The sequence below is a fragment of the Stappia sp. genome, assembly GCF_048261845.1.
In the GTDB taxonomy this organism is placed as follows: Bacteria; Pseudomonadota; Alphaproteobacteria; order Rhizobiales; family Stappiaceae; genus Stappia.
Window position 1 is genome coordinate 1 of record NZ_JBLXFR010000077.1, and the last position, 14306, is coordinate 14306.

The 14306-nt window shown below is 66.8% G+C and carries 13 protein-coding genes and 1 pseudogene; 4 read left to right on the plus strand and 10 right to left on the minus strand.

Translation table 11 applies throughout. The features are described from left to right. On the plus strand, positions 1–1190 hold a 1190-nt coding region (locus ACN0T5_RS19425; protein WP_417770268.1), incomplete at its 5' end, for a flavin monoamine oxidase family protein. A 6-nt stretch (positions 1191–1196) separates the two neighbouring features. Here the strand turns inward: ACN0T5_RS19425 and ACN0T5_RS19430 are convergent. From ACN0T5_RS19430 to ACN0T5_RS19475, 10 genes and pseudogenes are all read right to left on the minus strand, one after another. Next, on the minus strand, positions 1197–2972 hold the full coding sequence (locus ACN0T5_RS19430) for a hypothetical protein (RefSeq protein ID WP_417770269.1): 1776 nt from the start codon (positions 2970–2972) through the stop codon (positions 1197–1199). A 332-nt stretch (positions 2973–3304) separates the two neighbouring features. Further along, positions 3305–4384 carry a 1,2-phenylacetyl-CoA epoxidase subunit PaaE gene (paaE, locus tag ACN0T5_RS19435; protein ID WP_417770270.1) on the minus strand — a complete coding sequence of 360 codons (1080 nt, stop codon included), beginning with the start codon at positions 4382–4384 and terminating at the stop codon, positions 3305–3307. 65 nt (positions 4385–4449) lie between these two features. After that, the gene (gene paaD, locus ACN0T5_RS19440) at positions 4450–4962 is read right to left on the minus strand and encodes a 1,2-phenylacetyl-CoA epoxidase subunit PaaD (RefSeq protein WP_417770271.1); all 513 of its coding nucleotides are present in this window, start codon (positions 4960–4962) and stop codon (positions 4450–4452) included. 2 nt (positions 4963–4964) lie between these two features. Further along, positions 4965–5750: a 1,2-phenylacetyl-CoA epoxidase subunit PaaC gene (paaC, locus tag ACN0T5_RS19445; RefSeq protein ID WP_417770272.1), complete on the minus strand. Its 786-nt coding sequence runs from the start codon at positions 5748–5750 to the stop codon at positions 4965–4967. Positions 5751–5767: 17 nt separating this feature from the next. After that, entirely contained in the window at positions 5768–6055 is a 288-nt protein-coding gene (gene paaB / locus ACN0T5_RS19450) for a 1,2-phenylacetyl-CoA epoxidase subunit PaaB (protein ID WP_417770273.1), read from the minus strand. 13 nt (positions 6056–6068) lie between these two features. Then, the gene (locus ACN0T5_RS19455; RefSeq protein ID WP_417770274.1) at positions 6069–6530 is read right to left on the minus strand and encodes a DUF3291 domain-containing protein; all 462 of its coding nucleotides are present in this window, start codon (positions 6528–6530) and stop codon (positions 6069–6071) included. An 11-nt stretch (positions 6531–6541) separates the two neighbouring features. Next, complete coding sequence (gene paaA / locus ACN0T5_RS19460; RefSeq protein ID WP_417770275.1) at positions 6542–7543, minus strand: 1,2-phenylacetyl-CoA epoxidase subunit PaaA; 1002 nt, start codon at positions 7541–7543, stop codon at positions 6542–6544. A 190-nt stretch (positions 7544–7733) separates the two neighbouring features. Further along, complete coding sequence (locus ACN0T5_RS19465; RefSeq protein WP_417770276.1) at positions 7734–8714, minus strand: PaaX family transcriptional regulator C-terminal domain-containing protein; 981 nt, start codon at positions 8712–8714, stop codon at positions 7734–7736. After that, positions 8644–9543 (minus strand): annotated as a pseudogene (gene puuE / locus ACN0T5_RS19470) (allantoinase PuuE); the annotation flags it as partial. The pseudogene puuE and the gene ACN0T5_RS19465, both read right to left, overlap by 71 nt. A 109-nt stretch (positions 9544–9652) precedes the next feature. After that, entirely contained in the window at positions 9653–10057 is a 405-nt protein-coding gene (locus ACN0T5_RS19475; protein ID WP_417770277.1) for a hypothetical protein, read from the minus strand. Between the two features lie 436 nt (positions 10058–10493). On the opposite strand from ACN0T5_RS19475, the gene ACN0T5_RS19480 reads away from it, so the two are divergent. The 3 genes from ACN0T5_RS19480 to ACN0T5_RS19490 form a co-directional block, all read left to right on the plus strand. Continuing rightward, positions 10494–11048 carry a helix-turn-helix transcriptional regulator gene (locus ACN0T5_RS19480; protein ID WP_417770278.1) on the plus strand — a complete coding sequence of 185 codons (555 nt, stop codon included), beginning with the start codon at positions 10494–10496 and terminating at the stop codon, positions 11046–11048. Positions 11049–11072: 24 nt separating this feature from the next. Next, the gene (locus ACN0T5_RS19485) at positions 11073–12176 is read left to right on the plus strand and encodes an efflux RND transporter periplasmic adaptor subunit (protein WP_417770279.1); all 1104 of its coding nucleotides are present in this window, start codon (positions 11073–11075) and stop codon (positions 12174–12176) included. Beyond that, positions 12173–14306 (plus strand): efflux RND transporter permease subunit (locus ACN0T5_RS19490; protein ID WP_417770280.1); only part of this gene is annotated, 2134 nt, incomplete at its 3' end. The genes ACN0T5_RS19485 and ACN0T5_RS19490, both read left to right, overlap by 4 nt.

A 14306-nucleotide genomic window follows, 5' to 3' on the forward strand; every position in this document is an offset into this window, starting at 1 on the left:
AGGTGATCGTCCTGGAGGCAACCGGCCGCGTCGGCGGCCGGATCCCGGCCGGCCATTCCCTCGGCGCACCGTTCGTGGCCGGCGCCGGATGGATCCCCGGCCCGCCTGGCAAGCCCGTCCGCGAGGGCGCCAGACGCGCCGGCGCGGCAACCTTCGTCACGGACGATGAACGCTTCACCGTCCATTCCGCCGATGGCATGCCGCAACCGCGCGCCAGGGTCCTGGCCGCGCAAAGGCGGCTCGAGGCGATATATGCGCGCATCGACGCGGCGCTCGACCGTGACCTGGCACTGTCACAGGCGATCCGGCAGGTCGATCCGGCCGCCGCCGGGGACCCGTTGCTTGCATGGATGATGTCCGCCTACACGGAGTTCGACACGGGCGGCGCCCTGGAGGACCTGTCCGCGCTCTATTTCGACGAGGATGAGACCTTCGACGGGGCCGACGTGATCCTGCCCCAGGGCTACGACGCAATCCCGAAGATGCTGGCCAAGGGGCTCGACATCCGGCTCGGACACCCGGTCGAACGGGTGGAATACGAGGCCGGCGACGGCGCGACCGTTTTCGCGGGGAGCGGGACGTTCGAGGCGGATTTCGTCGTGTGCACCGCGCCCCTCGGCGTCCTCAAGGCGCGGGACATCGCCTTCGACCCGCCGCTTCCACATGGCGCGGAGGCGGCGCTGGAGCGGATCGGCATGGGCAACGTGACAAAGGTCGCCCTCAAGTTCGACAAGCCACACTGGCCGGCAGACACCCAGTATTTCGGCCTCATGAGCGAGGAAAAGGGCCGATGGAACTATTTCCTCAACTACCGGACCTTCTCGCCGCAGAACATCCTGCTCGGCCTCGGCGTCGGTGCCTATGCGGGCAAGGCGGAGGCCCTTTCGGACTCCGAACTGTCCGCCGACATCATGCAGGCAGTGCGGGCGATGTTCGGAAGCAAGGTCCCCGACCCGGTCGCCATGCGGGTTACCCGCTGGTCGCAGAACCCCTATTCCCGGGGCACCTATTCCTTCGCCAGCACGGGCGCACGGCCTGAGGATTTCGACGGGCTCGCCGTTCCGATCGAAAGAACCCTGCTTTTGGCCGGAGAGCACACGACCTTCCGCCACCACGGCACGGTGCACGGCGCCTATCTGAGCGGGCTTGAAGCCGCGCGTATCATCGATGACGAGCTTTGGGAAAGGTGAGCGGAATCAGTCGTCGTCGTCAGACGGCGGGTCGTCGTCTTCCGGCTCGCGTGCGAGGATGCGTTCGATCTGATCGCGAACCTGAGCGAAGCTCGGCAGAAGGTCTTCCAACTCACGAACACCCGGAAGCATGGTGCGCAGGAGCGTGCGCGTGGCCCACCGGATCGGCTTGCGGACGAAAAGGTCTTTGGCTTCCTTCTTGAGTTCGACCTTGGCGGTTTCAACCATCTCACGCTGAAAATCGCGCAAGACCTTGGTCGATGCCTTGGCGAGATTGCGGTCGACCTGCGCCTGATCGGCGGCGAGGTTCGCCTGGGTTTCCGGGTCGGTCTCCTCGGTCGTCGCTTCGGAAAGCGCGACGAGCTTTTCGCGCGCTTCCTCGGTCAGCGCGTCAGTGCGTGCCTCAAGCGTCCTGGTCATGCGGTTGAGCGCCGCGACCACCCGGTCCTGATTGCGGGCGGTGATCTCGCCCCTCAGCCGATCGCGCTCGATTTGGGCAATCTCGGGGTAGCAGGCCTTCAACTCGGCCAGCGCCTCGACCGCCTCGTTCAGCGGATCGTCCAGTTCGGCGAGACCCGTGCCGCCGTCACGCATAAGCTCCGCAACGCGCGTCAGGAACCTTCGGCCGGCATGAAGCAGCGCGCCTCCCTGCTTGCCGTCCGCGCTTTCCAGAAACGCGATGAGCTTGCGAAGAGCCGTCTCAAGTCGCTCGGGAAAATCGTGATTGCGCCGCGCGTCACGCGCTTCTTCCTGTCCCTCAAGCGCTTCCCGCAGGAGCTGGATCAGCCCGTCATGCAGCGCATCCCGCGCCGCCTCGGAGACGGAAAGCTCCGACGTGACCCGGGCGACATCCATGGCGGTCTCGCCCGGCGTGAAATGCAGAACGCCCGGCCCCTGCACCAAGGCTTTATCGGAGAGCGGGGCGTCATCGATGTCGCCGTCCTCCGATTTGGCTTTCCTGCGGCGCTTTTCGAGAAGCTCGTCCCGGATGCGCTTCAGTTCGGCGTTGACGGTCCTCGCGCCCGCTTTCCAAAGCTTCTCCGGCAGGTTCGCCCGTGCAATCTCGAACTCTATTTCCGCCGACCGCCCGGAAAGCCGATCCTCGTACCAGTCGGTCCAGACCGACCAGTTCGGATCGAGTGCGAGAAGGTCTTTACTGAGGCGTTTCCAGTCCCGCCCGAGCTCCTCAGAAATGCCGTTCAGCCATAAGGGCATTCGCGCTAGTTCTAGCGCGGTCAAACCAGCATCAATAATTTCGCGATCCGATCTTAGAGCTACGGCGAAATCAGTATTGGGAACAGCGGGTAACGCTGCAGTGTCAGTTGAAACCATGGTGGCACTCAATGCCGCTGCTGCAGCGTGGCCGGCAGCGGCAAAGATCGGGATGTCAGCGTTGGGAGAAGCAGCGTAAGCGGTGGTGGCAGCGTCAGAGGCGGCATTGCCGATAAAGCGGGCGACGCGAGCGGAAGAACGAGAGTTAGCGGCACGCGCAAGATCTCGAGCGGATCGCGCTGCTCGCGACGCGGCAGCGGCCGCATTGTCGGCAGCAGAACGACTCACTCTAGTCTGAAGCCTGTAGTCGACAAATCCACACGCTAAGAAATTTGCACGAAACAACGATAAAAAAACGGCTTCGGAGGAAACGCTAGTTACCCTCACATGCCGCCTAACAACAGGAAACACACGAAGCGCTGCGCGCGATGCCAGCGCCACGGCGACCTCGCGCGGATGACCCTGGAGCCATTTCTCAAATTCCTCGCGGTCGAAATCCGGATCGGCCAATGCGCGCGCCTCGATTGAAAACGCGGCAAGTTTTGCGTTTTCGGATCAGCCGCGCAAGAGGTGTTGAAAGAGACCGCGACCACTCTCCACCGGTCACCCCGGGCAAGCGCAAGCGCGACCCGGGGCCCATTGGCACCCGTATCGTCAAAAGGAGCCCCGGCGTCTGCGGCATGCAGCGGCGCGCCCTCCCGCCGCTCTGGCAATGAATGGATCCCGGATCAAGTCCGGGATGACGGCCGGGGGGTGGGGCCGTCTGCGGGATGAGGTCTCGGAAGACGACAGCATGCCGCATCGACGGGAGGAAAGCCAGGCCGCCAAGAGCGGCCCGTCCCTCACATCGCGTCGAAGTCGAGCACCACCGTGTCGGTGACGGGGCGTGACTGGCAGGTGAGGACAAAGCCGGCCTCGACCTCCCAGGGCTCCAGCGAATAGTTGACCGCCATGTCGACCTTCCCGGCCTCGACCTTCGCCCGGCAGGTGCAGCACATGCCGCCCTTGCAGGAGAACGGCGCCTCGACGCCGGCGCGGATCGCCGCATCGATGATCGTCTCGCCGGCGGCAACGGGCACGGCAACGCGGGCGCCGTCGATGATCAGTTCGGCGCGCGCCGCGTGGCCGGTATCGGCCTCAGCATGGGCGGGCTTGGCCGCATGCGGGGCGGAACCGTCGGCGGGGGTGAAGAACTCGCGGTGGATGCGGGCCTCGTCGACGCCGAGCGTCTTCAGCGTCGACGTGGCGGCCTCGATCATCTCGCCGGGGCCGCACAGGAACAGCGCGTCCGCCTCGCGCGCCGGCACGACATATGTGAGCAGGGTCGCAAGCTTCTCCCGGTCGAGGCGGCCCGACAGGACCTCGACGTCCTGGGTCTCGCGCGAGAGAACGTGGAAGACGCCGAAACGGGTCGGGAAGAGGTCCTTCAGGTCCTCGATCTCTTCCTTGAAGATGATCGTCTGGGCGCTGCGGTTGCCGTAGAAGAGGAAGAAGTCGCTCTCCGGTTCGCGGGTCAGCACGGTGCGGATCATGGCGAGCACCGGGGTGATGCCGGATCCGGCGGCAATCGCAACCAGGCTGCGCGGCCCGCCCTCATGGGCCGGCAGCAGGAAGCGGCCGGAGGGTGTCATCACGTCGATCTCGTCGCCGGCGGCGACGTTCTCGTTGGCGAAGGCGGAAAAGACGCCGCCATCGATCTTCTTCACCGCGACGCGCAGCTCGCCGTCATCCTCGCCGGCGCAGATCGAATAGGAGCGGCGCACCTCGGCGCCGTCGATGACGGCACGCAAGGTCAGGTACTGGCCGGCGGAAAAGCGGTAGGCCTCGCGCAAGGTCTCCGGCACGTCGAAGGAGATGGAGACGGCCTCGGCGGTCTCGCGCTTCACGTCCTTGACCTTGAGCGCATGGAATCGCGGCGACATGCGGTTTTCTCCCTCGCGGCGGCGGTCCCGCCGTTTTCGTCACTCCGGCGGATCGTCCCGCCGGATCAGTGGCACTTGAAATAGTCGAAAGGCTCGGCGCAGGACCGGCAGCGCCACAGCGCCTTGCAGGCGGTCGATCCGAACTCGGAGACCTTTTCCGTGTCGAGCGAGGCGCAGCGCGGACAGGCGACCTCGTCGTCGCCGAACAGCGCCCGGCGCGAAGCCTTGCCGGCCGGCGGGGCGATGCCGTAGGCGCGCAGCTTCTCGCGCGCCTCGGCGCTCAGCCAGTCCGTCGTCCAGGCCGGCGACAGCACCGTGTTGATGCGCACCCTGTCGAAACCGGCGGCGGCAAGCGCCGTCTCGATGTCCATGGTGAAGACGGCCATGGCCGGACACCCCGTATAGGTCGGGGTGATGTCCACATCGAGCGAGCCATCTTGTGCGACGCGGATGTCGCGCAGCACGCCGAGATCGCCGATGGTCAGCACCGGGACTTCGGGATCGGGCACTTCGGCGGCCACCTCGAAGGCGCGCCGGCGTGCGCTTTCCGCGTCGAGGTCGTGCACCCGCGCGCCCATCGTCACCACCTGAGGCCGGGATAGGCGCGCTGCATGTACTGCATCTCGGTGAGGAGATGGCCGAAGCCTTCCGAATGAAGGCCGGAGCGGCCGCCGGTCTGGAACCAGCCCTCGGGGGGAAGCCGCAAGGTGGCCTCGTCGAACACCTCGCGCAGGGCGGCGCGCCACTCCTCGCGCAGGTTCTCCGGGTCGACGGCGATGCCGGCGGCAACCAGACGGGAAACCAGATCGTCCGCCTCGAACAGCTCGCCGGTGTAGGGCCACAGGATGTCGACGGCCTCCTGGGCGCGGGCATGGCTTTCGGCCGTGCCGTCGCCAAGGCGGATGGTCCATTCGGCCGAGTGGCGCACGTGATAGGTCGCTTCCTTCTCGGCCTTGGCGGCGATGGCGGCGAGCGTTGCGTCCCTGGAGGCCATCAGCCTGCGCCAGAAGGGCAGCATGAAGGCGGAAAAGAAGAACTGGCGCAGGATGGTCTGGGCGAAATCGCCGTTCGGCTGCTCGACCAGGAGGCAGTTGCCGAACTGGCGCTCCTTGCGCAGGAAGCAGAGCTGGTCCTCGTCGCGGCCCTTGCCCTCGACCCCGGCGGCATGGGTGTAGAGGGCGCGGGCCTGGCCGATATGGTCGAGGGCGACATTGGCAAGGCCGATGTCCTCCTCGAGCGTCGGGGCGTGGCCGCACCATTCGCCGAGGCGCTGGCCGAGGATGGCGGCGTCGTCGGCAAGGCGCAGGACATAGGCGAAGAGGTCGCCCTTGAGCTCCGTTGCGGTCATTGTGTCGCTGGCGGTCATGTCGCTTCCCATCCCGCTCACATGTTCCCGACTTCTTCGGGGATCTCGTAGAAGGTCGGATGGCGGTAGATCTTGGAGGCGGTCGGCTCGAACATCTCCTCCTTCTCCGACGGATCGGAGGCGATGATGGCGGCGGACGGCACCACCCAGATGGAAACGCCCTCGCCGCGGCGGGTGTAGACGTCGCGCGCCGCCTGCAGCGCCATCTCCTCGTCGGCCGCATGCACCGAGCCGCAATGGCGATGCGCCATGCCGGTGCGCGAGCGGATGAAGACTTCCCAGAGCGGCGTGTTCTTCTCGGTCATTGCTGTGTCCCCTTCAGGAATGGCGTGCTTCCAGCCAGCGCTCGACATGCGGCAGGCCGTCCCAGCCGAAGGCGTGGTCGCTGTCGCCGTGTCGCCGCAGGTGGCCGAGCCGCCCGAATGCTTCTTCTGTTGTCGGCCGGTGCCCGTCCGGCACGAGCCACATCACGAAATGGGGCCTGCCGAGATCCGCGAACCAGTGCCCGCGCATGTCGTAGACCTGCCTGTGAACCGTGTTGCGGACGTAGTGCTTCAGGTCCGCGACCGTTCTCCAGACCGACAGGTTGACGATCACCTCGTCCTCCCCGTCGCGCGGCAGCACGGCCGCCTCCGCTTCACTGGCGACAAGACGCCAGACGAACCCCGGACTGCGGTCCGCCGCGGCATTGACGCGGTCGAAACTGTTGACGAAACCGGCCATGCGCGGGCTGTCGACCCGGTGGCGCGGCTTCGAGATGTTGAACTGGGCCACGTGCACGGCCTTGCCCCCTATTCGGCGGCGTGGCGCGCGGCCTCGCGGCGGTCGCGGCGCTTTTGCGCATGGGCAAGGGCGGCCTCGCGCACCCAGGCGCCGGCCTCGTGCGCCTTGCGCCGCGCGGCCAGCCGCTCGCGGTTGCACGGACCGTTGCCGGCGATGACGCGGGAGAATTCCTCCCAGTCGATCTCGCCATATTCCCAGTGGCCGGTTTCCTCGTTGCGCTTCAGGTCCGGATCGGGAAGCGTCAGGCCGAGGTAATGGGCCTGCGGCACGGTCGCGTCGACGAATTTCTGGCGCAGCTCGTCATTGGTGAAACGCTTGATCTTCCAGGCCATCGACTGGGCGGAGTGCCTGGAATCCGTGTCGGAGGGGCCGAACATCATCAGCGACGGCCACCACCAGCGGTTCAGCGCGTCCTGCACCATCTCCTTCTGCTCTTCAGAGGAACGGCACATCTCCAGCAGCAGCTCGTAACCCTGGCGCTGGTGGAAGCTCTCCTCCTTGCACACGCGGATCATGGCGCGCGAATAGGGCCCGTAGGAACAGCGGCAGAGCGGGATCTGGTTCATGATCGCCGCGCCGTCGACCAGCCAGCCGATGGCACCGATATCGGCCCAGGTCGGCGTCGGATAGTTGAAGATGGAGGAGTATTTCGCCTTGCCCGACAGGAGCTGGTCGGTCAGCTCCTCGCGCGAAACGCCGAGCGTCTCGGCGGCGGAGTAGAGATAGAGGCCGTGGCCGCCCTCGTCCTGCACCTTGGCCAGCAAGGCCGCCTTGCGCTTCAATGTCGGGGCGCGGGTGATCCAGTTGCCCTCGGGCAGCATGCCGACGATCTCGGAATGGGCGTGCTGGGAGATCTGGCGGACGAGCGTCTTGCGGTAGCTCTCGGGCATCCAGTCATTCGGCTCGATCTTGTCTTCCGCATCGACACGCGCCTGGAAGGCGGCAAGGCGCCCGGCGTCCTCGGCCCCGGCGGATTCGGTGTCGCGGGCATTCAGTGCCTGGGTGTACATGCGCAAGACCCTCCCTCGGTTGCCCTTGCGGAACATATGGGTCCCGCCGGCCGCGCGGCCACTCCCCTGCCAAGGGAGCGCCTTCATCATGGCAACGATAATACGTGACGATATTTCATGTTTCAAGTTATTTTCGTCACACGTTGCAGCGCACAGAGGCGGAACACACCAGGCGGGCGGAACGAGCGGTTCAGGTGAAGCGCAGCGGCTCGGTGGCTTCGGCGGCGGGCATCGCCCCGTCGCGGGCGCGGGCATGGGCGGCGATCCATGCCTCGGCGCCGGGGCGCAAGGCTCCGTAAAGGCGGGCGGCGAGCGCGTTCGCCTCGTGGCCGGGCCAGCCGGCCGGCAGCAGCGCGCGCGGCAGCAACGGGTCGCGCAGGATCAGGCGGCGATAGTCGTGGATGAGCAGGATGCGCGCGATCATCGCCGCCTCGTCCGACAGGCGGCCGCCTTCGGCAAGGGCCGCGGCAAGCGGCGCATGGGCGGCGACAAAGGCCCGGTAGCGGTCGGCAAGCGGGGCAAGGTCGAAGGCCCGCCCGACAAGCTCTTCCCGCGAACCGGAAAGCAGCGAGGCACTCAGGGTGACGATGCCGCTGCCGGCGGCATCTCCGGGAAGCCCGGCGCTGGCCGGGGTGCCGAGCAGGATGCCGGGAGCGAGCTGGCCGTAACCGGCGGCAAGGGCGGCATCGCGCAGGGCGGCGCGGGCATCGCCCTCGGGCAGCACCAGAACCCGAAGCTCCGGCGGGACATCGCCCCCGCCCTCGCCGGGCATGCGGCGGTAGACGCGCGCCAGAGCCGGGCCGAAGGCGCGGCGGCCCTCCTCCGACAAGGCGCAATAGCTGAGCCGGCCGACCTTGACCCGGTCGAGCCAGCCATCGCGGGCAAGGCGCGAGAGCGCGGCGCGCACGGCCGGCGCGGCGGTGCGCATCAGGCCGGGCAGGGCCGACAGGGTGCCGGCCCAGACCTCGCCGCCGCGCGGGGCGACGACATCGCCGAAGATCGTGACGATCAGCGACCAGACGCGCAGCGGCGGGTTTGCGTGCAACCGGTCGACAAGGGCCTCGACATGACCGGCCGCGCGCGCCGCCTCAGCCGGCGGCGTGGTGGGCATGCCAGTGCCAGGCGATGTCGATGCGCCGGGCCACCCAGACCTTTTCGTGGGCGGCGACATAGTCGAGGAAGCGGGCAAGCGCGGCGGCGCGCCCCGGACGGCCGACGAGACGGCAGTGCAGCCCGATGTTCATCATCTTCGGCGCGCCCGCCTCGCCTTCGGCATAGAGCGTGTCGAACGTGTCCTTCAGGTAGGTGAAGAACTGGTCGCCCGAGTTGAAGCCCTGGGGCGTGGCGAAGCGCATGTCGTTGGTGTCGAGCGTGTAGGGGATCACCAGATGCGGCCCGGCCGGGCCTTCGACCCAATAGGGAAGATCGTCGGCGTAGCTGTCGGAATCATAGAGGAAACCGCCCTCCTCCATGACCAGTTCACGGGTGTGCTCGGAGGAACGCCCGGTATACCAGCCGAGCGGACGCGAGCCGGTCACCTCCTCGTGGATGCGGATCGCCTCGTCCATGTGGCGGCGCTCGTCGTCGCGGGAGAAGTCCTTGTACTCGATCCACTTGAGCCCGTGCGAGGCGATCTCCCAACCGGCCTCGTTCATCGCCGCGACCGCGTCCGGGTTGCGCTGCAGCGCCGTGGCGACGCCGTAGACGGTGACCGGCATGGAGCGCTCGGTGAACATCCGCCACAGGCGCCAGAAGCCGGCGCGCGAGCCGTATTCGTAGATCGATTCCATGTTCATGTGGCGCTGGCGCGTCCAGGGCGCGGCGCCGACGATCTCGGACAGGAAGGCCTCCGAATGGCTGTCGCCATGAAGCAGGCAGTTCTCGCCGCCTTCCTCGTAGTTGAGAACGAACTGGACGGCGACATTCGCCTCGCTCGGCCATTGGGGATCTGGCGTGTTGCGCCCGTAGCCGATCAGGTCACGCGGATAGGTGTCGCTCATGGAGGATCGTCCCGTGAAAGGGGTCAAGGCCCGCTGCCGGGCCGCTCATGGCTGCGAGGAAACCCAAAACCGCGCACCGATGCAAGCACTTCGCGCGTTTGCCGCGCCCTCAGCGGTGCCTCGGGAGGCGAACCGGGACGGCGGCAGGCCGCGCGACAAGCGCCGGCATCGCCCGATGGACCCGGCGACCGGGACCGCCTGTCCCCTCGTCTGTTGCGGGAAGCGCCATGATCGCTGCCCCCATGGCGGCCGAGCAGAGGGTGATCATCAGGCCGGCGAAAAGCAGGAGGACCGGCTGCCAGGGCTGATCGGAGGCGAGCACCAGACTGCGCAGCCCGCCGGTGTCGAACCACAGGAGGCCGCCCAGCACCATCGTGGCGACGAAGGCGCCGATCAGCCAGTTGATCGCCAGCAGCCGGAAGAACGGCGAGGCCGCGAGCCAGGCAATGCCGTGCGGCCGCGGCACGGCATTGCGGCCGTCGATCCCGTTTCCGTCTTGAAAGCCTGCGGTCACCGATCCGTCTCCGGCGTGTCGGCGCGAAACGATTTCGCGCCGTCCTGAGGGCCAGATAGGACGCGGACGCGGGCCTGTCGACGCGGTGGATTGGCGCAGGCCGTCCGGGCGCCCCGTGAAAAATTCAGCAGTCCGCGAAAAATTCACGCTGCGTGCTTGTGCGCAGCCCGCCTCCACCTATATAAGGCGAAAGTATATCGGGCCGATATATAATACAATTTGAAACTTGCTGCGCCCGCACCGTTGATGCCGCAGGCCGTTGCCCGCAAGGGGCCGACCGCCACGGCGCGCAAGACGGCCGCGAAAAGCGCAAGCGATGTCGGTCCAGCCAGGCGAAAAAGACAAGAAGAGCCAGCACGAAAAAGCGATGACCGTGGCCCATCCACGGCGAACGTGTTGCTGGCGACATCCCGGCGAGGGCGGAAAGGCCAAGAACATGAGCGTCAGAACACTGTGTCTAGCAATCCTGAATTTTGGCGATGCGACAGGCTATGAGATCCGCAAACTTTCGACCGAAGGCAAGTACAGCTATTTCGTCGATGCCAGCTTCGGCTCGATCTATCCGGCTTTGGCTCGCCTGGAGGCGGAAAAGCTCGTCACCGTCCGCGAGGAAGCGCAGAGCGGCAAGCCTGCGCGCAAGGTCTATTCCATCACCGAGGCCGGCCGGTCCGAATTCGTGCGCGCGCTCGCCGAGCCGCCGGCGCCCGATACATTCCGCTCTCCGTTCCTGCTGGTCGCCATGTGCGCGGAGATGGCGGGGATGGACGCCATCCGCAAGGCCATCGACGCGCGTCTCTCCCATCTGCGCGGCGAACTGGAGAAACTCGACACGATCTGCAACGAGCCCTGCGACCGCCGCCCCGCAGCCGACTTCATCCTTGATTACGGGCGCCACTGCATGCGCGAGGACATCCGCTTCCTCGAAGCCAACCGCACGCGCCTTGAAACCATCGCAAGCGGCCTCACCCCCCTGCCCCAGGCAGCCGAGTGAGCCGAAAGCCCGGAGACTGACCGAATGAAGATCCGCTTCTCCCACATTCTCGCCATCGGCATCACCGCCGGTGTCGCAGGCTGGATGTGGACCGGAACCTATGTGGAAGGCGGCCGGGCCGACGCTGCCAACGCCGAACCGCCGCTGTCCGAGCAGCGGCAGGAGGCTGAAAACACCCCGTTCCGCGTTTCGGTGCGCCAGATGTCGGCCGAACCGCGCCGCTCGGTGCTGGTGATCCGCGGACGCACGGAGGCCGACGCCAAGGTCGAGGTGCGCGCCGAAACCGACGGCCGCGTCGCCGAGAGGCGGGTCACCGAGGGCGAGCGCATCGCCAGGGGCGACGTGCTGTGCGTGCTCGACAAGGGCGCGCGGGAAGCGAAGGTCCTGGAAGCCACGGCCCAGCTCGCCCAGGCGGAGCTGGACCATACGGCCGCCACCCAGCTCAAGGAAAAGGGCTTCACCGCCCAGACCCGCGTCGCCGCGCTGAAGGCGGCGATGGATGCGGCCAAGGCCCGGCTCGAGGAACAGGAGCTGGAGCTGTCGCGCACGATCATCAAGGCGCCGATCTCCGGCGTCGTCGAAAGCCCGATGGTCAAGACCGGCACGGTGCTTTCCGTTGGCGACATCTGCGCCACGATCATCGATGCCGACCCGATCCTCGCGATCGGCCAGGTGTCGGAACGCGAGATCGGCAAGCTCGACCTCGGCCAGCAGGCCGAAGTCGAGCTGGTCACCGGCGAAACCGCCAAGGGCTCGATCCGCTACATCGCTCCGGCCGCCGACCCCGCCACGCGCACGTTCCGCGTCGAGGTCGAGATCGACAACAAGGACGGCGCCATTCGCGACGGCATCACGGCCACCGCGCGCGTGCCCTTGAGCGAACAGCAGGCGCACCGGCTGAGCTCCGGCGTGCTGACGCTGGACGACGCAGGGACATTGGGCGTGCGCGCCGTCGACGATGACAACAGGGTCGTCTTCCACCCGGTCAAGGTGCTGGGAGGCGACACAGACGGGCTCTGGGTTTCCGGACTGCCCGAGACGCTCAGGCTGATCACGGCCGGGCAGGACTACGTGACCGACGGACAGACGGTCGAACCGGTGGCGATCACGGCGGAGGCCAAACAATGATTTCCATGCTCGAAGGCGTCCTGCGCCGACCGAGAACCGTTCTCACGCTGATGGTCGTCATGGTCGCCGCGGGCGTCATGGCCTATATCGGCGTGCCGAAAGAGGCCGATCCGGACATCGACATTCCGGTGTTCTATGTCTCGGTCAGCCAGCAGGGCATCTCGCCGGAGGACGCCGAGCGCCTGTTGGCGCGGCCGATGGAAACGGCGCTTCGCGGCCTCGACGGCCTGAAGGAGATCACCACGATCTCCGCCGAGAGCCATCTCGGCATCATCCTCGAGTTCGACATCGACTTCGACAAGGACAAGGCGCTTGCCGATGTCCGCGACAAGGTCGACCAGGCCAAGGCGGACCTGCCGGCAGAAGCCGAGGAACCGACCATTGTCGAGACCAATTTCGCGCTGCAGCCGACGATCTTCGTGGCGCTGTCGGGCGACGTGCCCGAACGGACCCTCTACCGCCACGCAAGGCGGCTGAAGGACCAGGTCGAGGCGGTGTCGACAGTGCTTTCGGCGGATCTTTCCGGTCACCGGGAAGAGCTTCTGGAGGTCGTCATCGACGCGATGAAGCTGGAATCCTACCAGGTCACCCAGCAGGAGCTGCTGACCTCGCTGTCGCAGAACAACCAGCTGGTGCCGGCCGGCTTCCTCGACAACGGCCGGGGCCGCTTCAACGTCAAGGTGCCCGGCCTCGTCGAGACCGCCGAGGATGTCTACTCGCTGCCGATCAAGCAGAGCGGCGAAGGCGTCGTCACGCTCAGCGACATTGCCGATGTCCGCCGTACATTCAAGGATGCGGAGACCTATACCCGCGTCAACGGTCACCCGGCGATCACCCTCAACGTGGTGAAGCGCAAGGGCACCAACATCATCGAGAACAACGCCGCCGTGCGCGAGGTGGTCGAGAACGCGACGAAGGACTGGCCCTCGACGATCCGCATCGACTACATCCTCGACAAGTCGGAAAGCATCTTCGAGATCCTCGGCTCGCTGCAATCGTCGATCCTGACCGCGATCTTCCTGGTGATGATCCTGGTGGTGTGGGCGCTCGGACCGAAATCGGCGATCCTCGTCGGCATCTCCATTCCGGCCTCCTTCATGGTCGGCTTCCTGATCCTGTCGGCGATCGGCATGACCGTGAACACGATGGTGATGTTCGGCCTGGTGCTGACCGTCGGCATGCTGGTCGACGGCGCCATCGTCATGGTGGAGTACGCCGACCGCAAGATCGCGGAAGGAATGCCGGCGCAGGAGGCCTATATCCGGGCCTCCAAGCTGATGTTCTGGCCGATCGTCTCGTCGACGGCGACGACGCTCGCCGCCTTCCTGCCGATGCTGCTGTGGCCGGGTGTTGCCGGCGAGTTCATGAGCTACCTGCCGATCATGGTGATCATCGTGCTGTCGGCCTCGCTGCTGACGGCGCTCGTCTTCCTGCCGGCAACCGGCGCCGTCCTGTCGGGCATGATCTCCTGGACGGGGCGCAATGCCGAGTGGATCGTCGCCGGCATGATCGGCCTTGGCGTCGCGGTCGCGGTGTCGGGTGCGGGCGAGGCCCTGCCCTTTGCCGTACCGGCGGCGGCGATGGTGCCGCTCGGGCTGCTGCTCGGCCTCGTCGTCGGCGTTCTCGCCCGTCGCGGCCTGTCGCCGCTGATCCGCATGTCGCGGCGGCGCGCGGACCGCATGGCGGCGCAGGAGCAGGCGGAAGCCAAGCTGCTGTCGGCGGGCGAGCAGTTCGACGCCGACAAGGTGGGCGGGGCGACCGGCGTCTATGTGCGGCTGCTGCGCTTTTGCGCCGGCACGCCGCTCGGCAACGTGGTGACCCTCGTTGCGCTGGTGGTCCTTTCGGGCGGCATCTTCGCGTATTTCATGCAGAACGCGCAGGGTGTCGAGTTCTTCGTGGAGGAGGAGCCGCCGGCGGCCATCGTCCTGGTCTCGGCGCGCGGCAACTTCTCGGCCCGCGAGGCGCTCGACCTCGTCGACGATGTCGAACGCGAGGTGCTGCAGGTCGCCGGCATCAAGAATGTCGTGATGGCTGTGACCACGGCCGGCGGCTCGAGCGGCGGCGGCTTGCTGGGCGGTGCCCAGGACAAGCCCGCCGACGTGATCGCCGAGATCAACATCGAGCTGGCCG